The following is a 23,444-nucleotide window of genomic DNA, read 5'->3' as shown; positions in this document are numbered from 1 at the left end:
ATGGCCCGCCTGCGCCTTCCCTCTGTCAGCCTGCCCGCCCTGCCGCTGGTCCCGACCGAGCGCGCAGCATGGGCCATGGCCGCGCTGGCGCCGGTCGCGCTGGTGATCGCCGCCACCGCGCCCGGTGCGTGGGTGGCAGCGCCGGTGCTGGGAGGCGTGCTGCTGGCGCTGGTGGTGATCGATGCGGCGCTGGCGGGACGCAGCGCCGGATGGGAGATCCACACTCCTGCCGATGTCGAAGTCGGCCAGCCGACGCCGGTCGCGGCCAGTGCGGGCTTTGCGGACGGGAGGCGCGGAAGCGTAACAGCCGCGCTCGCATGTGATCCGCGCCTTGCACCTGGCGGACGGGTGACCTTTGCGCTGGCACCAGCGCAGGATGGCGCAGGGTGGCGCGGGCAGACCACGGTCACCCCTGACCGCCGCGGCACTGCTGCCATCACCCGCGCATGGCTGCGCTGGGAAGGCCCGCTCCGCCTTGGCGCGCGACAGGTCAGCACGGAGCGAGGCGAGGCGGTGCGCATCTGGCCCGACCTGTCGCCGGTGCGCTCGAAAGACCTCCAGACCTTCCTGCGCAACGCCCAGACCGGCCTCATCGCCCGGCGCATCCGCGGCGAGGGCACCCAGTTCGAGGCGCTGAGCGAATACGAGGCCGGGATGGACCGCCGCCGCATCGACTGGAAGGCCAGCGCGCGCCACAACCACCTCTATGCCCGCGAGAACGAGAGCGAGCGTAACAACCAGATCGTTTTCGCCTTTGATTGCGGGCAAGCGATGTGCGAGCCGGTCGACGGCCTGCCGCGCATCGACCGCGCCGTGTCGGCGGCGCTCACCTGCGCCTATGTGGCGCTCAAGGGCGGGGACAAGTGTGCGCTGTTCGGCTTTGCCCGCCGCCCGCAGCTGATGACCCCCTTCATCGGCAACGCGCGGGCCTTTCACCGCCTGCAAAGCGCCGCTGCCGGGCTCGACTACGAGAGCACCGAACCCAATTTCACGCTCGCTCTCGCCACCCTCACAGCCAGGCTCAGGCGCCGTTCGCTGGTGGTGGTGTTTTCCGACTTCACCGATCCGACCGCCGCCGAACTGATGGTCGAAAGCCTCGGACGGTTGGCGAACAAGCATCTGGTGCTGTTCGTCACCATGGCCGATGCCGAGATCGAAGAGATCATCGCCGCCCCGGCTGCCGACATCGCCACACTCGCCCGCAGCGTGACCGCAGACACCCTTGCCCAGCAGCGCAAGTTGGTGCTCCAGCGGCTCAGGCGCATGGGGATCGACGTGATTGAGGCACCATGGAACAAGATCGGCCCGCAGCTTATCGACCGCTATCTGCTGATCAAGAACAGCGAGACGATCGGATGAGGTTGGGCGGATGAAGACACCGATCCTGTCATCCTGGTTCGGACGCGGAGCGGTGGCCGCACCGCCCGACATCGAGAGCGCGACCTTGCGTTCCGACCGCTTCCGGCTCGAACGCGAGGGGGACTGGCGGCGGCTGGAGGATATCGTCGCGCGGATGGAGCGAGGGGGGCTGAAGCGCATCCCGGACGAGGAACTCCTCGCCCTGCCCGCGCTCTACCGCACTGCCGCCTCAAGCCTTGCAGTGGCGCGCGAGACCAGCCTCGATGCAGCAACCATCGCCTATCTCGAAAGTCTGGTGCAGCGCGCATGGTTCCAGGTCTACGGACCGCCCAGGGGCTTTGCTGCATGGCTGCGGGATTTCATCGGCGGCGGGTGGAGCCGGGCGGTCAGGGGAATGTGGCTCGACATCTGCGTAGCGCTGTTCGTGATGGTCGCGGGCAGCGTCGTCGGCTGGTTGCTCGTGGCGCGCGACGAGGCCTGGTATTACCGGCTCGTACCGGGCACCATGGCCGATGCTCGGGTGCCGGGCGCCAGCCGCGAGGACTTGCTGGCGACGCTGGCGACCGAGGAAAGCGCGGCGGGACTATCGACCTTCGCGGCCTATCTGTTCAGCAACAATTCCGCCGTCTGCATCCTTGCCTTCGCGCTCGGCTTTGCCTTCGGCATCCCCTCGCTGCTGCTGCTGGTGCACAACATGGCCCTGCTGGGCGCGATGGTGTGGCTGTTTTCTGGACAGGGCCTGACCGTCGAACTGGCTGCCTGGCTTTCGGTCCACGGCACAACCGAGCTGTTCGGCATCCTGCTGTCGGGTGCGGCGGGGCTGCATATCGGGCGCTCGATGGCCTTTCCGGGCACCCGCCCCGTGCTGACAGCCGCTTCCGAGGCAGGCCGGCGCGGCGCGGTGGTGATGGTCGGCGTGGTGATCATGATGGTCATCGCCGCTCTGCTCGAGGCCTTCCCGCGCCAGCTGGTTGACGGCACCGGCCCGCGCTTCCTGATCGGCGGGACCATGCTGGCCTTCTGGCTCGCCTATTTCTTCCTCTACCGCCCGCGCGCAGCCCGGAACGAGGCGCTCGAATGACCGCTGCTACCCTGCCCGGTCGCAATGCCGACAAGCGCGAGCGCGTGATGATCACGCCCGAAGGACTGACATTGCCTGTCACCGTCGCTTCGCGCGGGAGCCGCGCGGGCGCGCTGATCATCGACGTGATGATCATTGTCTTCGGCTTGCTGGCCTTTCACGCGCTGTTGTTCTGGATCGCGGGGGGGCTGCTCGAGGGGACCGAACTCGACCCCTCGGCTGCCCCGCGCGGCGCGCGCGAGTTCCTGCAGATCCTGCTGATCATCTTCGTCTTCGTCAGCTGGTACGGCTATTTCCTCGTGCAGGAGCTGTCTCCGCGCGGCGCGACATTCGGCAAGCGGATGGTCGGCATCCGCATCGCCCCGCGACATGGCGGGCGGCTCGCGCCCGAAGCGGTGATCGCCCGCAATCTGCTGCGAGATATCGAGCTGTTCTATCCGCTGGGCTTCATCATCGTCCTGCTGCTGGGTTCGGCGATCGGCGAGGATGTCGGACCGCTGGCATGGATCGCGACAGGGTGGTTCGCGCTGTTCCTGCTGCTACCCTTTTTCAACCGTGACCGGCTGCGGGCGGGCGACATCATCGCCGGAACCTGGGTGGTGGAAAGCCCGCGCACGAAACTTGCCTCCGCTCTGTCGACGCAGGGCGCGGCGGCGCGGGGGGCCAGCGATCTTACCGGCGTGCGCTACGAGTTCGGCGAGGCGGAGCTGTCCATCTATGGCGAGAAGGAATTGCAGACGCTGGAGCGGATGCTGCGCGAATCCCCGCCTGAGGCGCTCGCGAAGGTCCACGCCACGATCTGCCTCAAGATCGGCTGGGATCCGGGCGCTGGCGATGAAAGGGCTTTTCTCGAAGCCTTCTATGCGCAATTGCGGGCAAAGCTCGAAAGCGAACTCAGGTTCGGCAAACGCAAAGCGGACAAGTTTTCATGATCATCGACCGGCGGTTCTTCCTTGGCGGCACGCTCGCGCTCGGCGCAGGCGCACTCGGCGCGGCGGCCTGCGTCCCGCGCGACCAGCCGCGCGCAGGGCGGCTGGAGGCCGAACTGCGCCGGATCGAGAGCGAGGCGGACGGGACGCTGGGGGTGGAGCTGTTCGACACCGCCACGGGCCTTGCGGTCGGCATCAACGAGACGCGGCGCTTCGGCCATGCCTCATCGTTCAAGCTGTCGCTGGCAGCACTGCTGCTTGAACGGCATGCGGCCGGCGCGATCAATGCCGACAAGCAGGTGAGGTGGAGCGAAGCGGACATGGTCCATCATGCGCCCTTCACCCGCGATCGCATCGGCACCGGCGCCACCTTGCGCGAATTGGCGCGGGCAACCCAGATTACCTCGGACAACCCGGCGGCCAATATCCTCATGCGCGAACTCGGCGGTCCGGCAGGGCTGACGGCGTTCTGGCGCAGCATTGGCGACAATATCAGCCGCGTCGACCGCATCGAGCCGGAGATGAACAACGTCCCCACATCCGAGTTCCGCGACACCACCACGCCTGCCGCCATGGCGCGGACGGTGGCGAAGATCGTTTATGGCGACGTGCTGCCACCTGCCGAGCGGGCCGAGCTGAAAGGCTGGATGGTGGAGACCCAAACCGGTCGCAACCGCGTGCGCGCCGGGCTGCCCGAAGGCTGGCTTGCGGGCGACAAGACCGGCACCAGCGGGCTGATCGCCGGGGCTGAATATAACTACATCGACATCGGCTTTGCGGAAGGGCCCAAAGGCGAGGCACCGATCACCTTCGCCTGCTATTTCCGCGCCCGTCAGGACGCGGACGAGATGCTCCCGCGCGGCGAAGCGGTGCTGGCGCAGGTGGGCCGCCTGATCAAGGAATTCGCCGAACCCGATACCGGGTTGCCGGTGGTGGGGAAGATTTACTGATCAGTGATCAGGCGTGGCCGACGCCTTTTCCTCACCCCCGAAGATCGCCACCTCGCGCACCCCGGAACTGGTCGCGCGGCCGCGATACATGCCGCTGGTGTTGAAGCTGAAGATCGCATCGCCCTGCGGCGTGACAAGGATCACCCCGCCATCGCCGCCGAGCTGCGCGACTTCGGCCATGACATCGTCGGCGATGGTCTGCGCTTCAGCGGACCAAGCACTCGAGACGGTCTCGCTTGCCTTGGCCCTAAACGCTTCGAGCGCTTCGGGTGTCATTCCTGAATACTCCTCGGTCGACGGTAGCGTAGCGAGCAATCCCTCAACCATCAGACTTTGATTGATCCGCAGCCGCGCGCAGATCTCGTGCGCCACGCCGACCCGCAGGAAATACTCGCCCCACCCCGTTGCCGAGACCGCGCAGCTGCGGTTGTCGGCATAGGTCCCTGCCCCGATCACCGGTGCATCGCCGACGCGGCCCCAGCGCTTGCCGGTCATCCCCCCGGTCGAGGTCGCCGCGGCGAGGTTGCCCTCCATATCAAGCGCCACTGCACCCACCGTGCCGAACTTGTGATCGACATCGAGCGCGGAAAGCTTGTCGGCCTTCATCCGTTCGAGCGCGCGGCGGCGGGCCTCGGTGGCGAAATATTCGGGCGGGGTGACGGCAAAGCCCTTCTCGAGCGCAAAAGCCTCCGCGCCCGCGCCCATCAGGAACACGTGCTCGCTGTCGGTGCGCACCTTGTCGGCCAGCAGGATCGGGTTCCTGACCGTCTTCACCCCGGCCACGGCCCCGGCGCTGCGATCACGCCCGTCCATGATCGAGGCGTCGAGCTCATTCGTTCCGTCCCAGGTGAACACCGCGCCCTTGCCCGCATTGAAAAGGGGCGAGTCCTCCATCACGATCACCGCCGCCTTGACCGCGTCCATCGCATCGCCGCCAGCGGCCAGAACCTTGGCCCCGGCATCAAGCGCGGCCTGCAAGGCGGCCTCGTATTCCGCCCGCTGTTCAGGCGTCATCGCCGTCCGGCTGAGTGTTCCGGCCCCGCCATGGATCGCCAGCGACCATTTGGGCGCTTCGGGCGCGTCCTCTTGGGCATGGGCGGCGGTGGACATCAGGGCGAGCGCGACAGCGGCGATAAGGTTCTTCATGAGCCACGGCATAACGCGCCCCTGCGGCTTTCGCCAGCTTAACAGCACGCCGCTTCCCCGCTAGGGCAGGGCCCATGATCCTGCGCCCCGCAACCATCGCCGATGCCCCGGCCCTCGCCCGCCTCGGCGCGGAGAGTTTCACTGCCGCTTTCGGCCATCTCTACCGTCCGGAAGATCTCGCCGCCTTCCTCGCCGAGGTGCACGATCCCGAGGCCGTGGCCGGAGAGATCGCGGGACGCGAATGCACCCACCGTCTGGTCGAGCACGAGGGCGGTCTGGTCGCCTATTGCAAGCTGCGCTATCCGAGCCACTATGCCCACCACTCGAACGCGGCAAACCCGATCGAGCTGGGCCAGCTTTACGCTCTGCCCGGCCATACCGGCAGCGGGATAGGCGGCAAGCTGATGGACTGGACGCTGGGTGTGGCGCGTACAGGCGGTCACGATGCGGTGCTGCTGTCGGTCTATTCCGAGAATTACGGCGCACAGCGGTTCTACCAGCGCTATGGCTTTGCGCATGTCGCCGACATTACCTTTCGGGTAGGCGAGCATCTTGATGCGGAATATCTCTACGAACTGAAACTATAACAACGGGAGAGGGACATGAGCGAATTCGGTTGGAGCAGCACCACGGACGAGGTGCTGGCAGGCATCGACCTTTCTGGCATGAGCGTGTTCATCACGGGAGCCAATTCCGGACTGGGGCAGGAAACCGCCCGCGCCATGGCGGCGACAGGCGCCCATGTGATCATGGCGGGGCGCGATCAGGCCAGGCTCGATGAAGCCGTGGCCGCCATCAGGCAGAGCGTGCCGCAGGCCCGGCTCGATACCATCACGCTCGACCTTGCCTCTCTCGAGAGTATCCGCGCCGCGACTTCGCGCGCGCGGCAGCGGTTCGAGAAGATCGACCTGCTGATCAACAATGCGGGCGTCATGGCCTGCCCGTTCGAACACACCGCCGACGGGTTCGAACGGCAATTCGGCACCAACCACCTTGGTCATTTCGCGCTCACAGCCGAACTGATGCCGCTGATCGAGAAGGGGACGGCCAAGCGCATCGTCAACCTGTCGAGCCGCGGGCACCAGTTTGCGCCGGTGGATTTCGACGACCCCAATTTCGAACGACGCCCCTATGATCCGTGGATCAGCTACGGCCAGTCCAAGACCGCCAACGTGTTGTTCACTGTCGGCCTCGAACAGCGTTTTGTAGTGCTGGGCATTCATGCCTACGCGGTTCATCCGGGCGGCATCCAGACCAATCTCGGCCGCCACATGACCGAAGAGATGGTCGCCGCGCTGATGCAGCGCGTCACCAGCAGCGACAGCGGCTTTCAATGGAAAACGATTCCCCAGGGCGCCGCAACGAGCTGCTGGGCCGCGACCGCACGCGAGCTTGAAGGCAGGGGCGGGGTCTATTGCGAGGACTGCCACGTTGCCGAGGTGGACGACGTGTCCTCCACCGGCGGTGTGCGCTCTTATGCGGTGAATCCGAGCTATGCCGACCAGTTGTGGAAGCTGAGCGAGGAACTGACGGGGGCGAAGTTCCCGAGCTAGGCGGCGAGGAAATCCTTCAGCAGCGCGAACACGTCCTTCGCCTCGCGCGTCGGGGTGATCGCCATGAAGACATGCGGCGCGGCCTCGTATTCGTAGAGCTTTGCGTCGACGCCGGCTGCGCTCAGGCGTCCGACAAAGGTGCGCGAATCGACGATGAACAGGTCGTGCCGCCCGGTCCAGATGCGGGTCGGCGGCAACAAGGCCAGTTCCTCTGGCGGCGTGTAGAGCGGGCTGACTTCGGCGCTTGCCGGATCGCGCCCGCCCGCCACCATCGCCCCGCATGCCCGCAGGGTGCCAATCTTGAGCATCAGGTCATGCGGCTCTACCGCTGCGATTGCGGGATCAGCCAGCGTCAGGTCAAGCCAAGGCGCGAACAGCGCCAGCTTGCCAGGCATAGGCCCACCCTTCCTCGCCAGCCGCAGGGCAAGCGCCAGCGCCATGTGGCCGCCCGCCGAATCCCCGTTGAGAATGATCTTCGCCGGATAGTGATGCTCGGCCAGTGTCGCCCAGGCCGCGTCGGCAACCGCGTCCTGCTCGGCATGGTCAGCCTCCGGGACGACCGGATAGAGCGGCACGGTGACGCTGATCCCGCAAGACTTCACCATCGCTGCAACCAGCGGCCAGTGTACCTTGAACATCGGCTGCACGAACCCGCCGCCGTGGAAATAGAGCATGTGCCAGTCTGCCGGGCCGCTCTTGGGATGGATCGTGACGACCGGATGGCCTGCCGCATCCCATCCGCCGACCAGAAAATCGCGATAGAAGCTTGCCGGCATAGGGGCATCGGCAGGCAGCGGGCGGTCAGCCATCGCGGCATGAAATCCCGCCTCGTCATGCGGGAAGACCGGAGGGCGGCGCGCAATCAGCCACTTTATCGCCCGCATCAACAGGCTGGGTGCTACGGAGCGCAGTTCAATCGCGGCGTCGGTCAGCATGGCCTCTCCCCTTGGCGCCGCCAGACTGACGCGTGACGTCGGCAAGTCAAGCTTGCGGGTCATTGCTCCGTCACGCGCGCAAGGCTATATGCGCTTCCATGTCCAGCATCCGTCCTTGGCGCACCATCGAGCGCCGCAAATGTCGCCAGATCATGGTGGGGAATGTCCCCGTCGGCGGTGATGCCCCCATCACCGTGCAGACCATGACCAATACCCCCACCGAAGACGTCAAGGCGACGATCGACCAGATCCGTCGCTGCGAGGATGTGGGGGCGGATATCATCCGCGTGTCCTGCCCGACCGAGGAATCGACCGCCGCCTTCAGGCAGATCACCCGCGCCGCGCGCATCCCGGTCGTCGCGGACATCCACTTCCACTACAAGCGCGCGCTCGAAGCCGCCGATGCGGGCGCCGCGTGCCTGCGCATCAACCCGGGCAATATCGGCTCGGCCGACCGCGTCGCCGAAGTGGTGCGCGCAGCCAAGGCCAATGGCTGCGCGATCCGCATCGGGGTCAACGCCGGGTCTCTGGAAAAGGATCTGCTCGAAAAGTACGGCGAGCCCTGCCCCGAAGCGCTGATCGAAAGCGCGCTCGATCACATCAAGCTGCTGCAGGATCACGATTTCCACGAATTCAAGGTGGCGGTGAAGGCCTCTGACGTATTCCTCGCGGTCGCGGCTTATCATGGCCTTGCCGAAACGGTCGATTGCCCGCTGCACCTCGGGATTACAGAAGCAGGCGGCCTGATCGGCGGGACGGTGAAATCCTCGATCGGCATCGGCTCGCTGCTGTGGGCGGGGATCGGCGATACCGTGCGCGTCAGCCTTTCTGCCGAGCCGGAGCAGGAGATCAAGGTCGGCTACGAAATGCTCAAGGCGCTGGGCCTGAGAACCCGCGGCGTGCGCATCGTCTCCTGCCCCTCGTGCTCGCGTCAGGGCTTCGACGTGATCCGCACCGTGGAGGCGCTGGAAGCGCGGCTCGAACACATCAAGACCCCGATGAGCCTCTCGATCCTGGGCTGCGTCGTGAACGGCCCTGGCGAAGCGCGCGAGACCGATGTCGGCCTGACCGGCGGCGGCGCGGGCAAGCACATGGTCTACCTGCGCGGGGTCACCGACCACACGGTGCAGGACGAGGACATGCTCGACCACATCGTGCGCCTTGTGGAAGAAAAGGCCGCCGAGATCGAGCGGGGCGAAGCCACCGCCTTCGATCCCCACGCCGCCCCGCAACAAGCCGTCGAAGCAGCAGAGTGATCCGCGCCCTGATTGCCGGAAGCGCAGCGCTTGCGCTGGCTGCCTGTGCGGGCGGGCCCGGACCCGAATCCGCCGCCGCTCCGGCCCATCCCGAAGCGCGCTCATACACCGTGTCGGACAACGCCATGGGTGATGTCGATGCCGCGCTCTCGCGCGCTGCTGCCAACGGCAAGCGCGTGCTGCTGGCGATGGGCGGCAACTGGTGCCACGATAGCCGCGCGCTGGCCGGATGGCTGGAAACCCCTCGCTTCGCAGCGCTAGTGGCAGAACGCTACGAACTCGTTTTCGTCAATGTCGGCCTGCCGCAAACCGGCGACGGGCATAATCTGGCTGTCCCGCGGCGCTTCGGCCTGGCGGAGCTGGCCGGCACGCCTGCGCTGCTGGTGCTGACCGCGGACGGACAGGCGGTAAACCTCGACACAGCCGCCAGCTGGCGCAACACGGCGAACCGCAGCGAGGACGCGATCTTCGCCGAACTGACGAGCCTGGCAGAGGCTCCGGTTCCCGCATCCGCGCCTGACAGCGAGTAACCGGCTCCGTTTGTGATCGCAGCCCTTCTCCTCGCGCTCGCGCTGGCGATGGATGCCTTTGCGGTGGCCCTGACGCAGGGCGCGCGGTTCCGGCCGGGTATGGCGGGCGGGCTGGCGATTGCGCTGACCTTCGGGATATTCCAGGCGGTGATGCCGCTCGCCGGATGGGGGATCGGGGCAAATGCCTTCGCCTATGTCGAGGCGGTCGATCACTGGATCGCATTCGGATTGCTCGTCTTCCTCGGAGTGCGGATGCTGGGTGGACATGTGGGCGAGGAGGAAGCCGCCCATGCGCTCACCGGCAGGGCCTTGCTGGTGGCCGGAGTGGCGACAAGTGTCGATGCGCTGGCGGCAGGAATCACCCTGCCGACGCTCGATGTCGCACCACTTCTGGCAGTGGCGCTGATCGGCGGGGTAACCTTCGCGCTATCGGGCGTTGGGGTATTGCTGGGCCGGATCGCAGGCGACAGGTGGGGCGCATGGGCCGAACGGGCGGGCGGCATCATCCTGATCGCGCTCGGCTGCAAGATCCTTGCGGAACACACAGGCTGGCTTGCGGTTTGACAGGGCGATGCTCCACGTCGTCCACCACGCCGACTACATGGCCCCGCGCCCGGAACGCGGCACCTTCCGTTTCGACAAATACTATCTGGTGATGGAGGAATTGCGCGGGCAGGCGGCTTCCGGGGGCGCAGCGATCACCGAACACGCACCCGAGCCGATGCCCCGCGAATGGCTGGAAGCGGTGCACTGCCCGGACTATGTCGACGAGGTGCTGCGCGCCGCCGTGCCGCGCGAGAAGGAACGGCGGATCGGCTTTCCGGTGACCCCTGCAATTACGAGCCGCGTCAGGCACACCAACGGCGGCACCTGGCTGGCCGCACAGCTGGCGATGGACCACGGCTATGCCGCCAACTCGGCTGCCGGCAGCCACCACGCGCTGCACGATACCGGCGCGGGTTACTGCGTGTTCAACGATCTTGCGGTCGCCGCCAACCGGCTGATCGCCGAAGGGGATGCGCGCCGCATCCTGATCGTCGATCTTGACGTGCATCAGGGCGATGGCACCGCCAGCCTCACCGCAGGCCGCGAGGACATATTCACCCTGTCGCTCCATGCCGAGAAGAACTTCCCGGTCAGAAAAGCGCGCTCGAGCCGCGACGTGGGCCTGCCCGATCGCGTGGATGATGATGGCTACATGGAGGCCCTCAGCCGCCACTTGCCCGAAGTCATGGCCGACTTCGGGCCGGATTTCGTGCTCTATCAGGCCGGCGTCGATCCCCATGTCGAGGACAAGCTGGGACGGCTCGCGCTGAGCGATGCGGGCCTTGCCGCGCGTGACCGCTTCGTGATCGCCGAAGCGCGCCGTCGCGGGCTCGCGATCGCTTCGGCGCTCGGCGGGGGCTATGGCGACGATCCGCGTATCGTTGCCGCACGCCACGCCCGCTCGATGCTGGCCATGGCAGACGAGAATGCCCGCACCCTTCCATCCGATTTATGTTAGGGCATGCGGAGTGCATCTTGGGGGGATAGACGATGAACGATTTTGCCACCGATTATCTCGTGGTTGGCGCCGGCGCGGTTGGCATGGCTTTTGTCGATACCTTGCTGGACGAGGATCCCGATTGCCATATCACCATCGTTGATAGGCACGCCCGGCCCGGTGGGCACTGGAACGACGCCTATCCCTTCGTCGCCCTGCACCAGCCAAGCGCGACCTACGGGGTCAATTCGCTGGAACTGTGCCCAGACCGGATCGACACCCACGGTCATAATGCGGGCATGTATCCGCTGGCACGCCACGCCGATCTTCTCGCCTATTACGACCGGCTGATGAACGAACGCCTGCTGCCGAGCGGGCGCGTGGCCTACCACCCGCTCACCGATTATGCCGGGGGCGAGGCCGGGCTTCATCATGTCCGGCCGATCCTGTCAGGCGATGAACGCGCCATCACCGTGCGCCGCAAGCTGGTGGATGCGACATGGTTCCAGACCTCGGTACCTTCGACCCACACCCCGTCCTTTGCGATTGGCGAAGGGACGCGGCTGGCGATCCCCGGCGATCTGCCCGGATTGTGGAAGCAGCGCGGCAATATGCCCGATCACTACATCATTCTCGGCGGCGGCAAGACTGCGATGGATACCGGGGTATGGCTGATCGAGGCCGGAGTGGACCCCGACCGGATCGGCTGGGTGCGCCCGCGCGATTCGTGGATGTTCAACCGCCGATTTCTTCAGCCCGCCCATGCGCGGATCGAAGGCCTGCTGGAATTCCAGCTTGCGCTGGTCGAATGCGCGGCGGCGTCCGACAGCGGCGGCGAAATGTGCGAAAAGCTGGGGGCGCGCGGCGTGATGCTGCGGATCGACCCGCAGGTTACCCCCACCATGATGCACTATGCCGTGATTTCCGAAGGCGAGATCGATCTGCTGGCACGGATCGAGGCCGTTTACCGGCAGGGCCATGTCACAGCCATCGCGCCGGGCCGGATGACGTTCGGCGACGAGGCCGTGACGGTGCCTGACAAAACCCTGTTCATCGATTGCACCGCCACCGCCGTGCCGAAGGCGGTGGGCGACACGGTCCGCCCGATCTTCGCTGCCGAATCGATCACCCTGCAATTGGCGCAGACCCCCTTCGTGCCCTACAGCGCGGCGCTCTGCGCCTTTCTCGAAGCCAATTTCGATACCGACAACGAACGCAACACGCTATGCCCGCCCGCACCGCTGACCGATACCCCCGATACCTATCCCTACGCGGTGATGGCCAACCTGATGAGCGCCGGGCGGCTCGGCCAGAATGAAAAGACCAACGCCTTCAACGCGCGCAGCCGCTTGCATCCCACCGGACCGGCGATTGCGGCGATGATGGCGACGGGCGATCCGCGGCTGGCGCAGCTTGCCAAGGTGGGCGAGGCGATTGGCGCCAACATGCCCAGCGTCATCAAGCTGGGCATGAAGGCCAAGGCGATCCACGAGGCTGATCCGGGTTGGGGCCGTCCTTCAGCCGCAGCGGCGCGCCACGAAGCGGTCTGAAGCTGCGACGAGTTGCAATTTTTCGCTCACCGGAACGCAAGGGCTGGTTTATACATTATGCGATGATGCAACGGCGCGATCTCATCAAGGGCACGCTGGCGGTCGGGGCGGCACTGGCAGTGCCTGCGCGCCTGCTTGCGAGCACGCTTCCCGCCCAGCCGATGGCCGGCACCCCGCGCGACCGGGTGCTGTTTGCCCTCGCCAAGCGCGAGCTTGACCGGGCGGGCGCGGCGATCTGGAAGCGCGACATCGTCGGCATCGCCGATTTCGGCCTCCATTCAGCCAAGCCGCGGTTCCATTTCGTCAATCTCGAACGGGGCGAGGTGCAGTCCTACCATGTCAGCCACGGCAGCGGCTCCGACCCGCAGCATGACGGCTGGCTCAAGCAGTTCTCGAACACCGAAGGCTCGAATGCGACCAGCCGCGGGGCTTATGTCACGTGGGAATGGTACAAGGGCCGCTACGGCACCTCGGTACGGCTTGGCGGGCTGGACGAGACCAACAATGCCGCGCTCAGGCGTTATATCGTCATGCACCGCGCCGACTATGCCGAGCCTTCGCATATCGAGCGCTGGGGCCGCCTCGGGCGCTCCAACGGCTGCTTTGCGATGGGCGAGGAACAGTTCCGCATCGCGCTGATGCACCTTTCGGGCGGGCGCCTGCTCTATGCGGATTCGCTGGGGCTGGAAGAGGACGGCTCGATCCAGCCGCTGCCCGACCTCGCTATGATCGAGCGCCAGCCGCTCGACCTCTTGCAGCGCCCGGCGACCAGCGCGTTCTAGGCGCCTAACCGTCCTGCAGATCGTCCTCGATGACGATCACCTCGTCGTCGATCACGTTGCTGCGGTTCCTGACCCGAGGCTTGTCGAGGCTGGCGAGCACCGGCGCATCGCGATTGTAGATGTCCTTGAAGGTCGCCATCTCGCCGTTGATGTCGGAAGCCATGGTGAAATAGGTGATGTAGGCTGGAAACTGCTTTTCCAGCATCACCTTGGTGTATTTGCGCGAAGTCGAGATTGCCACCGCTTCATCCTTGGTCGCGCCCTTGCCCAGGATCGCCATTGTGATCGCCAGCTCCAGCGCGCGTTCGGTGCGCACGCAGCCGTGGCTCAAGGCGCGCTGGTCGTTGGCGAAGAGGTGGCGCGAGGGCGTGTCGTGGAAGAAGATCGCGTGCGGATTGGGCATTTCCAGCTTCATCATGCCCAGCGAATTGCCCGGCCCGGGCTGCTGCACCACGCTGATATAGCCATTGGCGCCGCGGGTTGCGACATAGCCGTTGCGCTTTGCCCAGGCGGGATTGGCCAGCGCGCGCGCGCCCAGCCCCTCGCCCTTGACGATCGACTGCGGTACCGTCCAGGTCGGGTTGAACACCACGCCCTCGACCATCTCGGCGAGTTGGGGCGTGGCAGTGCGTCCGGGCTTGCCGACGATCGTGCGATAGGTGCTGATGATGCGGTCCTTGACCGTCAGGCGCAGCTGGAATTCGGGAACGTTGGTGATCAGGTATTGCGGACCCAGATCGCGCGCCAGCCAGCGCCAGCGATCCATGTTGGCGCGGATCAGCTTGCGCTTGGCGGTCTCGGTCTCGGGCGTGCTGGCCAGCGCTTCGCGCAGGCGCGCGTAATCGGGATGGGTCGGGTTGAGCGTGGCCAAAGTGCCCGCGATATCCCCACTTGCCAGCGCCTGTTCGAGCACATCGCCGGTGCGGAACAGCTCGCGGTCGGGATCCTCGACGAACCATTGTTCGCGCGCGTCCATCGGGGTGCGTCCGTCGCGCAAGTCCTCGACCAGCCAGGCAAAGCTCTGCGAGGCAAGCTGGTCCAGCTCCTCCGAAGGCCCCGAAGCAAGCGCCACCTTGAGCGGTTGCAGGTCGTAGTCGGCCGGATCGAGGCCCTCGGCGCCGATCCCCTCGATCACGGAGACCAGCTTCGTCGCATTCGCGATGGTCCAGGGCTGCACCAGCGGCGCGGGGATTTCCATCCCGCCCTGCACAACGGGTTCGGACACCATGCGCGGGAAGGCCTGATCGAAAGCATCGCCGTTGCGGGGCGGAACCGGCGCAGGGGCCGGAGGCTCGGTAGGCATCTCCATGCGCGCCGGGCCACCCTGTTGCTGGCCGCCGGGAATCATGTCCTCGCGGCTCACTTGCGACTGGGCGATGGCCGAGCCCGCCAGCAGCGACGCGACCGCGACACCGGATGCGAATTTGCCCGGAAACCTCTTCATAACCTGCTTTCCACCCCGTTGCGCAGCACCGCGCCGCGCAAACCGTCGAACACTATCATACCCGCGACGGGCACACCCTATCAACTGCCTTCGCTTGCGCGGCGCTGAATGGACGCGCGTCGCACTCGCCTCTATGCGCTGTCGCATCATGTCCACCCGTGCGAGTCCCTTGCTGCCCTTTGCCGCCGCGCTCGCAGGAGTCGGTTTCCTCGCGCTGATGGACGCCTTCATGAAGGAAGCGGCGCTGATGATCGGCGCCTATACCGCCACCGTCCTGCGCGCGCTGATCGGCGCGGCGATCATCGCCCCGGTGTGGCTGTCGCGCGGACCGGCAATGCCGACGCGGGCAGTGTGGAAGCTGCATCTGGAGCGCGGGGTGGTTTCGGCTTTCATGGCGCTCAGCTTCTTCTTCGCGCTCACCAGGCTGCCGCTGGCCGAGGCGATTGCGCTCAGTTTCATTGCGCCGCTGGTGGCGCTCTACCTCGCTCGCGTGCTGCTGGGCGAGACGATCAGTCGCGCGGCGATCGGGGCCAGTGCGCTTGGCTTTGCCGGAACTCTGGTGATCGTAGGCGGACGGATCGGCCAGGGCGAATTCGACGAGCGCGCCGCGCTCGGCGTTGCCTCGCTATTCGTCTCGGCGCTGCTTTATGCCTATAATTTCATTGTCATCCGGCGGCAGGCACAGGTCGCCGGCCCGCTCGAGATTGCGACCTTCCATAGCGGTATCGGCGGCTTGGTGCTGCTGACCCTCTCGCCCTTCCTATGGGAAATGCCCTCGGGTGAGGCGCTGATGCCGCTGTTGGCGGCAGGCGCGCTGACGGTGGCGGGCTCGCTGTCGATCGCCTGGGCCTATGCCCGCGCGCCCGCGAGCGCACTGGTGCCGACCGAATATTCGGGTTTCGTCTGGGCGAGCGTTTTCGGGTGGCTGTTCTTCCGCGAGAATGTCACCTGGCCGACGCTGGCGGGAACGGCGCTGATTATCGGCGGGTGCTGGCTGGCGACCCGGCGCGATCCGGCGGGCGAAAAGGCACCCGCCTGAGACCATTTCCCGAGGGTCTCCCCCTTGACCTCGCGCGCGAGTCAGCGCAGGTGCGCGGGCGAAATCCGCGCCTTTCTGGATCGGGGCGCGGGAAACCTGAAAGGATGGACACCCCCCATGACCGACATCGGCAAGGATACGCTCGGCACCCGTCAGACTCTCTCGGTCGGCGGCAAGGACTATGCCTATTATTCTCTCGCCAAGGCGGCCGAACAACTGGGCGACATCAGCAAGCTGCCGATTTCGATGAAGGTGCTGCTGGAAAACCTGCTGCGCTTCGAGGATGAAGGCTTCACCGTCGGGCGCGAGCATATCCAGGCGATCGTCGACTGGCAGAACAACCCCGTCACCGGCGAGGAAATCCAGTACCGTCCGGCGCGCGTTCTGCTGCAGGACTTCACCGGCGTGCCCTGCGTGGTTGACCTCGCCGCGATGCGCGATGCGATCAAGAAGCTCGGCGGCGACACCGCCAAGATCAACCCGCTGGTGCCGGTCAACCTCGTGATCGATCACTCGGTGATGGTCGACGAATTCGGCCACCCCAAGGCGATGGAAGCCAACATGGCGCTCGAATACGAGCGGAACGCGGAACGCTATGACTTCCTCAAGTGGGGCTCCAAGAGCTTCAAAAACTTCTCCGCCGTGCCTCCGGGCACCGGCATCTGCCACCAGGTGAACCTTGAACACATCGCCCAGGCGGTGTGGTCGTCCGAAGGGCCGGACGGCATGATGGTCGCCTATCCCGACACCTGCGTGGGCACCGACAGCCACACCACCATGATCAACGGCCTCGGCGTGCTCGGCTGGGGCGTGGGCGGGATCGAGGCGGAGGCCGCGATGCTTGGCCAGCCGGTCTCGATGCTGATCCCCGAAGTGGTCGGCTTCTACCTCGAAGGCCGCATGGCCGAAGGCGTGACCGCGACCGATCTGGTGCTGACCTGCGTGCAGATGCTGCGCGAAGTCGGGGTCGTCGGCCGCTTCGTCGAATTCTACGGCCCGGGTGTGGCCAACCTGACGCTGGCCGACCGCGCGACGATCGCCAACATGGCCCCGGAATATGGCGCGACCTGCGGCTTCTTCGGGATCGACGACAAGACCATCGAATATCTGCGCCTCACGGGACGCAGTGAAGAAACCATCGCCCTCGTGGAAGCCTATGCCAAGGCGCAGGGCATGTGGTTCGATCCGGCCAACGTCCCGGTCTTCACCAAGACCCTCTCGCTCGACATGGCCGCCGTCGTCCCCAGCCTCGCCGGCCCCAAGCGCCCGCAGGACAAGGTGATCCTCCCCGAGGTGGACGAGCTGTTCAACGGCGATCTGTCGAAAGTCTATGGCAAGTCTGCACCCGCGCGCGTGGGCGTGGAAGGCAAGGACCACGACATCGGTGACGGTGACGTGGTGATCGCCGCCATTACCAGCTGCACCAACACCTCGAACCCCGACGTGCTGATTGCCGCGGGCCTCGTCGCCAAGAAGGCCAACGAGCGCGGCTTGAAGCCCAAGCCCTGGGTCAAGACCTCGCTCGCCCCCGGCTCGCAGGTGGTGACCGACTATCTGGTAAAGTCGGGCCTGCAGGAGCACCTCGATGCGGTCGGCTTCGACCTCGTGGGCTATGGCTGCACCACCTGCATCGGCAATTCCGGGCCGCTCGCCGCACCCATCAGCGCTGCGATCAACGGCAATGATATTGTCGCTGCCTCGGTGCTGTCGGGCAACCGCAACTTCGAAGGCCGCGTCTCGCCCGATGTGCGCGCCAACTTCCTCGCCTCGCCGCCGCTGGTGGTCGCCTATGCGCTCAAGGGCACGGTCACCGAGGACATCACCACCACGCCGATCGGACAGGACCAGAACGGCAATGACGTAATGCTCGCCGACCTGTGGCCCTCCAACGCCGAAATCGCCGAGCACCGCGCCGCCAATATCGATCGCTCGATGTTCGAAAGCCGCTACGCCAACGTCTATGACGGTGACGAACACTGGCAGGCGATCACTGTCGAGCCGTCGGACACCTATCAATGGCGCGCTGGGTCAACCTATGTCGCCAACCCTCCCTACTTCGAGGGCATGACCATGACTCCGGCACCGGTCACCGACATCATCGACGCCAAGCCGCTGGCGATCCTCGGGGATTCGGTCACCACCGACCACATCTCGCCGGCCGGCTCGATCAAGGAAGATAGCCCGGCGGGCAAGTTCCTGATGAGCAATCAGGTCACCAAGAAGGACTTCAACTCCTACGGCTCGCGCCGCGGGCACCACGAAGTGATGATGCGCGGCACCTTCGCCAATATCCGCATCAAGAACGAAATGGTGCCGGGCGTCGAAGGCGGGTTCTCGACCTACAAGGGCGAAACCATGCCGATCTATGATGCGGCGATGCGCCACAAGGAAGACGGCACGCCGCTGGTCGTCATCGGCGGCAAGGAATACGGCACCGGCTCCAGCCGTGACTGGGCGGCCAAGGGCACGATCCTGCTCGGCGTGCGCATGGTGATCGTCGAGAGCTTTGAACGTATCCACCGCTCGAACCTTGTCGGCATGGGCGTGCTGCCGCTGCAGTTCAAGGACGGCGACACCCGCGAGACGCTTGGCCTGACCGCCGATGATACCTTCTCGATCCGCGGGCTTGCCGATCTGCAGCCGGGTCAGGACGTGACGGTCGAAGTCACCCGCACCGACGGCACGCAGTTCAGCTTCACCGCGCTGTGTCGCATAGATACCGCAAATGAAATGGAATATTACCGCCACGGCGGAATTCTCCATTACGTTCTGCGCAAGCTTGCGGCATAAGGAGCCCGATGGAAGCCCGATCCCCCGCCCTTCTCGCTGCTTCGGCCCTGCTGGCACTGGCTGCCTGCAGCGGCGGTTCCCATGAAAAGGGCGATCGGGACGCGCCGTCAATTCCGCTGGGCTTCGAGCTGGCCTTCGCAGGGGTAGCGGCAGCAGCATCGGACGATGCTGCTCCCCTTCCCGAGGTCAGCGGGGCGGAAAAGCCTGCCTTGCCGATGATCGACGTTCTGCCGGAAGAACTGGCGGCGAGGCTCAAGGCCGGCAATGTCCGGCTTATCGACGTGCGCACCGATGAAGAGGTCGCCGAGGGCATGATCCCCGGCGCCGAGCACATTCCGCTCGACAGCTTCGATCCGGCGATGCTTGGACCGGACGACGGGCGCGAGGTGGTGCTCTACTGCCGTTCGGGCCGGCGCTCGGAAATGGCGGGCGAAAAGCTCGCCGAAGCGACCGGCGCGCCCGTGGAACATCTCGCGGGCGGGATTCTTGCCTGGGAAGAGGCCGGACAGCCGCTCGAGAAGCGCTGACGGGGCATTAACCACCGCCTGCTAGGCTGTCCGGCATGGCAGACCTCACGCTCGCCCCGCACGATCCCATGGCCGACCCGCGCAAGCTCGCGTGGTTCGGGGAGATCGTGCGCCGCCGCCTCGTCGTCCATCCGGCGGTCGAACAGGTCCCTGCCGAGGGGGCCGAGATCTTCCGCGTGCCCGGCTTCCTCAAGCGCCGCGACTGCCGCGAGATCGTGCGCGTGATCAATGACCGCGCCGAGCCTTCAACGCTCTATCAAGGGACCGAGCGTGCCGGCTTCCGGACCAGCCACACTCACCACTTCGGGTGCGACGACCCGCTCACCCGCAGCTGCGAACTCTACATCTCCGATCTGCTGGGGATCGACGACAATTACGGCGAGGTTATGCAGGGCCAGCGCTACCAAGCGGGGCAGGAATTCAAGCACCACTTCGACTACCTGCATGTCGGCGCGGGCTACTGGCAGAGCGAGGCGCCGCGGGGCGGGCAGCGCACCTGGACGGCGATGATCTGGCTCAACGAACCGCGCGAAGGCGGGGAGACCGACTTTCCGAAGCTCGGTCTCAGGTTCCGGCCGCAGACCGGCACGCTACTGGTTTGGAACAACATGACGCGCGAAGGTCATCCGAATACCCGCACGCTCCATGCCGGGATGCCGGTGAATCGCGGGATCAAGCACGTCATCACGCGGTGGTACCGCCAGGAGCCCTGGCGGCTGCTCAACCCGGCATGACCGGGCGGCGTCAGTCCTGACGCTGGAGCTTGCGGCGTCGCAGGATCGCCGCGGCGGCCAACCCGAACAGCGCCATCATCGGCGGGGCGGGCACTTCATGACCGCCACTCGTGCTGGACGAGGAACTGCTGCTGCTGGAACTCGACGAGGACGAGGAACCGGATGACGACGATCCGCTGCTGCCCGATGAACCGCTCGATCCGGTGGACGTGCCGGTAGAGGACGAGCTCGACGACGAGGAACTGGACGAGGACGACGAGCTGCTGGTGCTGCTGGTCATGTCACCCGAGGTGCTGCCCCCGCTTGTCGCCCCGCCCGAGGATGACGAGGACGAACTGCTGCTCGAGGACGAGGACGAGCTGCTGCTCGAGCCGCTGCTGCCTCCGGAAGAACCCGAGGATGACGATCCGCCGGAACTGGAGCCCGAGGAGCCCGACGAACTCGAACCACCCGGATGATCGGGGTCGCCGCCACTGCCTCCCGACGAGCTCGACGAAGAAGACGAGGACGACGAGGAAGAAGACGAACTGCTCGACGAACTCGAGGTGCTCGACACATTACCCGACGTGGTCGATGTCGAGGAGACGTTCCCCGACGTAGTCGATGTCGAGGAGACATTCCCAGACGTGGACGAAGTCGAGGAGACGTTGCCGGACGTAGATGTGCTGCTTGAGCTCGAGATGTTCCCGGACGTCGATGACGTGCTCGACACGTTACCGGAGGTCGACGTCGACGACGTGCTGGACACGTTGCCGGAGGTGGTCGTCGTCGTGGTCGTCGTTGTCGTGGTTGATCCACCCGTGCTGCCACTCGAACTGGGCGGCGGCGGCGGCGGCGGACCCGGAGGAGGCCCGGGTGGCGAGCCCGGAGGAGGCCCGGGTGGCGGGCCCGGAGGAGGCCCGGGTGGCGGGCCCGGAGGAGGCCCGGGTGGCGGGCCCGGATCGCCCGACGTCGTACCGCTGGTGCCGCCGCTCGTGCTGGTGGTGGTCGAAACCGAAACATCGCCCGAGGACGAGCCGCCCCCGCCGAAGAAACCGCCAAAGAAGCCGCCGCCGAAGCCCAGCCCCCCTCCGAAACCGCCTCCTACGGGCGCGAAGCCACCGCCGAAGCCGCCACCGCCCTGGATCGGGGGAAGCGGGGGCAGCGGCGCTGGCATGTAGGCGACCTGCGCGATCGGCGGACATTCATTGGGGTCGAAATAGGCCTGCACGGCCCCCGCCGGGATCGAGGCAGCGTTCTGTCCCGGCGCAACCGGCTGGCACTCGATCGTGCGCTCGACAATGCGGCGACGGCGCTGTTCGGGCACCGGAATCTCGCGCTGGCGGGTCTTGATGTAGCGCGCGCCGGTTTCCGGATCGACCGCGATCAGCTTGCCATCAATATTGGTCGAATAGTCGGGCGCGTCAGTGTTCATCGGCTCGGCCACGCGCACCGCGCCGCCTTGCAGCAGCGCCACACCCGCGGCGGCGGCGGATAGCTTTGCGATGGCCAGTTTGAGCGACATTGCGATAACCCTGCTTTCCCGTGTCGGCGAGGAGCGGAGCTTGCGCCCGTCTCGCCTGATGCAATCTTCTTTTGATGGGATAAGGTCACCAGGGGCAATCGGGTTAACCCTCGGCGCGGACGCCAAAGTGCAGAAATTGCCGCAAAATCGCGGGATTTGAGCGCCGCTGTCCCGATCTGGCACCGAAAAGCGGGTCTCGGTTAGCCCGAAAGTTAACCTTCTTCGTCAAACAATCCCGACTGGCGGGAGAGAGAATCGCGCAGGTCAGTCTGGGGCGGCGTCATTTCCAGATGCTCCCAGCCGGCATCGTTGAGCACGCGACCGCGCGCGGTGCGGGCAACGAGACCCAGCTGGATGAGATAGGGCTCGACCACGTCCTCGATCGTGTCGCGCGGCTCGGCAAGGCCCGCCGCGAGGGTCTCGATGCCGACAGGCCCGCCCTTGTAGGTGGTGGCGATCATGGCGAGATAGCGCCGGTCCATCAGGTCAAGGCCCAGCCGGTCGATCTCCAGCCGGGTGAGCGCCTCGTCGGCGACAGCGCGCGTGACGGAGCCTGCACCTGCCACATCGGCAAAGTCGCGCACGCGGCGCAGCAGCCGCCCGGCTACGCGGGGCGTCCCGCGCGAACGGCGCGCAATCTCGCGCGCGCCTTCGGGTTCGATGGCAAGGCCAAGCAAGCCCGCGGCACGGGTGACCACCCGGTCCAGTTCCTCGTGGGTGTAGAAATTGAGCCGCACCGGAATGCCGAAACGGTCGCGCAGCGGCGTGGTCAGCAGCCCCTGCCGCGTGGTCGCGCCGATCAGGGTGAAGGGCGGCAGGTCGATCCGCACCGAACGCGCCGAAGGCCCCTCGCCGATGATGAGATCGAGCGCGCGGTCTTCCATCGCCGGATAGAGCACCTCCTCGACGGCGGGCGAGAGACGGTGAATCTCGTCGATGAACAGAACGTCATGCGGTTCGAGATTCGTCAGCAGCGCAGCGAGATCGCCCGCCTTGGCGATGACGGGGCCGGAAGTAGCGCGGAAGCCCACACCCAGCTCGCCTGCGATGATCTGCGCCAGGGTGGTCTTGCCGAGACCGGGGGGGCCGAAGAACAGGGTATGATCCATCGCCTCGCCTCTTGCCCGCGCGGCGGCGATGAAGACGGCAAGGTTGCCCTTGGCCGCCTCCTGCCCGACGAACTCGGCCAGGCGACGCGGGCGCAGGGCTGCGTCCGGATCGCCCGGCTGGCGGGTCGGGGAGTGCAAGGTATCAGGCTCGCTCAAAACGGGTTCACCGTAAAGCCGCGCTGTTGCAGCAGCGCGTGCGCGGTCATGGCGGAAAGTGACATTTCCACGCCGGGGATCAGATTCTCGGGCTTGATCCCGTAAACCGCAGCGCTCTGGCCGCACAGAACGAAACGCACGTCCGCCTCCAGCAGCGCCTCGACCAGCGCACGCGAGGGATTGTCACCCTGCCGCGAGAGAGGATTCGCGGCGTGGGCTTCATCACTAAGCAGTTCAAGCGCGGCCTTGCCATGGACCACTACCACCAGCCGGATGTTGTCCTGCGGCACGCCGTGGGCGACATGCATGTTGAGGAAGCGCGCGGCACTGTCGAAGCCGCGATTGACCCCACCCTCGGGCGCGGGAGTTGCCACGTCGAAGGCGATGGCGAATTCACTGTCGACGGGAAGCTGATCCACTCCCGGCACCGGAGCATGCGCTCCGAAGCCCTCCAGCACGGGGCCAGGCTTGAAGGCGCTCATATCCTGCGCGGCAAGCGGGGCGGCAGCAAGCGCCAGAGCAATGGTGATGATGGTGCGCATGGGGTTCTCTCCTCTCCTGTCCTGTCCTGTCCTGTCCTGTCCGTG

At 66.1% G+C, this 23,444-nt stretch carries 24 protein-coding genes; 19 read left to right on the top strand and 5 right to left on the bottom strand.

The annotated features are described in order from the left end of the window. From I603_RS11465 to bla, 4 genes are read left to right on the top strand one after another with little or no spacing between them, the layout of a single operon-like run. Entirely contained in the window at window positions 1-1,359 is a 1,359-nt protein-coding gene (locus I603_RS11465) for a DUF58 domain-containing protein (protein WP_068865184.1), read from the top strand. A 10-nt stretch (window positions 1,360-1,369) separates the two neighbouring features. Then, entirely contained in the window at window positions 1,370-2,440 is a 1,071-nt protein-coding gene (locus I603_RS11460; protein ID WP_068865181.1) for a stage II sporulation protein M, read from the top strand. Continuing rightward, window positions 2,437-3,372: an RDD family protein gene (locus I603_RS11455; RefSeq protein WP_068865179.1), complete on the top strand. Its 936-nt coding sequence runs from the start codon at window positions 2,437-2,439 to the stop codon at window positions 3,370-3,372. Before I603_RS11460 ends, I603_RS11455 begins: the two co-directional genes overlap by 4 nt. After that, window positions 3,369-4,319 carry a class A beta-lactamase gene (bla, locus tag I603_RS11450; RefSeq protein ID WP_084440074.1) on the top strand — a complete coding sequence of 317 codons (951 nt, stop codon included), beginning with the start codon at window positions 3,369-3,371 and terminating at the stop codon, window positions 4,317-4,319. Before I603_RS11455 ends, bla begins: the two co-directional genes overlap by 4 nt. On the opposite strand, the gene I603_RS11445 is transcribed toward bla, so the two are convergent. Then, window positions 4,320-5,465 carry an isoaspartyl peptidase/L-asparaginase family protein gene (locus I603_RS11445; protein WP_068865177.1) on the bottom strand — a complete coding sequence of 382 codons (1,146 nt, stop codon included), beginning with the start codon at window positions 5,463-5,465 and terminating at the stop codon, window positions 4,320-4,322. 74 nt (window positions 5,466-5,539) lie between these two features. Here I603_RS11445 and I603_RS11440 point away from each other — a divergent pair, with 74 nt between their 5' ends. Together I603_RS11440 and I603_RS11435 are read left to right on the top strand one after the other, a co-directional pair. Then, window positions 5,540-6,052 (top strand): GNAT family N-acetyltransferase, encoded by a 513-nt coding sequence (locus I603_RS11440; RefSeq protein WP_068865175.1) that lies wholly within the window; start codon window positions 5,540-5,542, stop codon window positions 6,050-6,052. A 15-nt stretch (window positions 6,053-6,067) separates the two neighbouring features. Then, on the top strand, window positions 6,068-7,018 hold the full coding sequence (locus tag I603_RS11435) for an SDR family NAD(P)-dependent oxidoreductase (protein WP_068865173.1): 951 nt from the start codon (window positions 6,068-6,070) through the stop codon (window positions 7,016-7,018). Here I603_RS11435 and I603_RS11430 read toward each other — a convergent pair. Next, the gene (locus I603_RS11430; protein WP_232305364.1) at window positions 7,015-8,016 is read right to left on the bottom strand and encodes an alpha/beta hydrolase; all 1,002 of its coding nucleotides are present in this window, start codon (window positions 8,014-8,016) and stop codon (window positions 7,015-7,017) included. The two genes, I603_RS11435 and I603_RS11430, sit on opposite strands and share 4 nt — an antisense overlap. A gap of 35 nt (window positions 8,017-8,051) precedes the next feature. Here I603_RS11430 and ispG point away from each other — a divergent pair, with 35 nt between their 5' ends. The 6 genes from ispG to I603_RS11400 all read left to right on the top strand — a co-directional run bounded on the left by ispG (window position 8,052) and on the right by I603_RS11400 (window position 13,554). Then, window positions 8,052-9,209: a flavodoxin-dependent (E)-4-hydroxy-3-methylbut-2-enyl-diphosphate synthase gene (gene ispG, locus I603_RS11425; RefSeq protein WP_068865170.1), complete on the top strand. Its 1,158-nt coding sequence runs from the start codon at window positions 8,052-8,054 to the stop codon at window positions 9,207-9,209. After that, complete coding sequence (locus I603_RS11420; RefSeq protein ID WP_068865168.1) at window positions 9,206-9,739, top strand: thioredoxin family protein; 534 nt, start codon at window positions 9,206-9,208, stop codon at window positions 9,737-9,739. Before ispG ends, I603_RS11420 begins: the two co-directional genes overlap by 4 nt. Before the next feature lie 12 nt (window positions 9,740-9,751). Then, a complete protein-coding gene (locus tag I603_RS11415; protein ID WP_198157250.1) occupies window positions 9,752-10,303 on the top strand; it encodes a manganese efflux pump MntP in 552 nt (183 codons plus the stop codon). 7 nt (window positions 10,304-10,310) lie between these two features. After that, entirely contained in the window at window positions 10,311-11,243 is a 933-nt protein-coding gene (locus I603_RS11410) for a histone deacetylase family protein (RefSeq protein ID WP_068865166.1), read from the top strand. A gap of 32 nt (window positions 11,244-11,275) precedes the next feature. Then, a complete protein-coding gene (locus I603_RS11405) occupies window positions 11,276-12,772 on the top strand; it encodes an NAD(P)-binding protein (RefSeq protein ID WP_068865164.1) in 1,497 nt (498 codons plus the stop codon). 65 nt (window positions 12,773-12,837) lie between these two features. After that, window positions 12,838-13,554 (top strand): murein L,D-transpeptidase catalytic domain-containing protein, encoded by a 717-nt coding sequence (locus I603_RS11400; protein WP_068865475.1) that lies wholly within the window; start codon window positions 12,838-12,840, stop codon window positions 13,552-13,554. Window positions 13,555-13,558: 4 nt separating this feature from the next. On the opposite strand, the gene I603_RS11395 is transcribed toward I603_RS11400, so the two are convergent. Continuing rightward, window positions 13,559-14,998: a L,D-transpeptidase family protein gene (locus tag I603_RS11395; RefSeq protein WP_068865162.1), complete on the bottom strand. Its 1,440-nt coding sequence runs from the start codon at window positions 14,996-14,998 to the stop codon at window positions 13,559-13,561. Between the two features lie 148 nt (window positions 14,999-15,146). Between I603_RS11395 and I603_RS11390 the strand changes: the two genes are divergently transcribed. The 7 genes from I603_RS11390 (at window position 15,147) to I603_RS11360 (ending at window position 21,752) form a co-directional block, all read left to right on the top strand. Further along, window positions 15,147-16,037, top strand: coding sequence for a DMT family transporter (locus I603_RS11390; RefSeq protein WP_169711372.1), 891 nt, complete (start codon window positions 15,147-15,149; stop codon window positions 16,035-16,037). A 117-nt stretch (window positions 16,038-16,154) separates the two neighbouring features. Further along, window positions 16,155-18,827, top strand: a complete 2,673-nt coding sequence (gene acnA / locus I603_RS11385; protein ID WP_068865159.1) for an aconitate hydratase AcnA — start codon at window positions 16,155-16,157, stop codon at window positions 18,825-18,827. Window positions 18,828-18,835: 8 nt separating this feature from the next. Then, window positions 18,836-19,354 carry a rhodanese-like domain-containing protein gene (locus I603_RS14325; RefSeq protein WP_084440073.1) on the top strand — a complete coding sequence of 173 codons (519 nt, stop codon included), beginning with the start codon at window positions 18,836-18,838 and terminating at the stop codon, window positions 19,352-19,354. A gap of 35 nt (window positions 19,355-19,389) precedes the next feature. After that, the gene (locus tag I603_RS11375) at window positions 19,390-20,088 is read left to right on the top strand and encodes a prolyl hydroxylase family protein (RefSeq protein WP_084440072.1); all 699 of its coding nucleotides are present in this window, start codon (window positions 19,390-19,392) and stop codon (window positions 20,086-20,088) included. Window positions 20,089-20,198: 110 nt separating this feature from the next. Beyond that, window positions 20,199-20,546, top strand: a complete 348-nt coding sequence (locus I603_RS14840) for a hypothetical protein (protein WP_068865157.1) — start codon at window positions 20,199-20,201, stop codon at window positions 20,544-20,546. A gap of 108 nt (window positions 20,547-20,654) precedes the next feature. Further along, the gene (locus tag I603_RS14585; RefSeq protein ID WP_143736713.1) at window positions 20,655-21,248 is read left to right on the top strand and encodes a hypothetical protein; all 594 of its coding nucleotides are present in this window, start codon (window positions 20,655-20,657) and stop codon (window positions 21,246-21,248) included. A 246-nt stretch (window positions 21,249-21,494) separates the two neighbouring features. After that, window positions 21,495-21,752 (top strand): hypothetical protein, encoded by a 258-nt coding sequence (locus tag I603_RS11360; RefSeq protein WP_068865153.1) that lies wholly within the window; start codon window positions 21,495-21,497, stop codon window positions 21,750-21,752. Window positions 21,753-21,804: 52 nt separating this feature from the next. Here the strand turns inward: I603_RS11360 and ruvB are convergent, their stop codons facing one another. Both ruvB and I603_RS11350 read right to left on the bottom strand, forming a co-directional pair. Then, window positions 21,805-22,857 carry a Holliday junction branch migration DNA helicase RuvB gene (ruvB, locus tag I603_RS11355; RefSeq protein WP_068865151.1) on the bottom strand — a complete coding sequence of 351 codons (1,053 nt, stop codon included), beginning with the start codon at window positions 22,855-22,857 and terminating at the stop codon, window positions 21,805-21,807. Then, the gene (locus I603_RS11350) at window positions 22,854-23,399 is read right to left on the bottom strand and encodes a DsrE family protein (RefSeq protein ID WP_068865150.1); all 546 of its coding nucleotides are present in this window, start codon (window positions 23,397-23,399) and stop codon (window positions 22,854-22,856) included. The genes ruvB and I603_RS11350 overlap by 4 nt, the downstream gene beginning before the upstream one ends. Window positions 23,400-23,444: the final 45 nt, after the last annotated feature.

It is taken from the genome of Erythrobacter dokdonensis DSW-74 (genome assembly GCF_001677335.1).
GTDB classification, from domain to species: domain Bacteria; phylum Pseudomonadota; class Alphaproteobacteria; order Sphingomonadales; family Sphingomonadaceae; genus Erythrobacter; species Erythrobacter dokdonensis.
The sequence above is the reverse complement of the archived record's forward strand: the minus strand, read 5'-3'. Positions and strand labels throughout refer to the sequence as shown.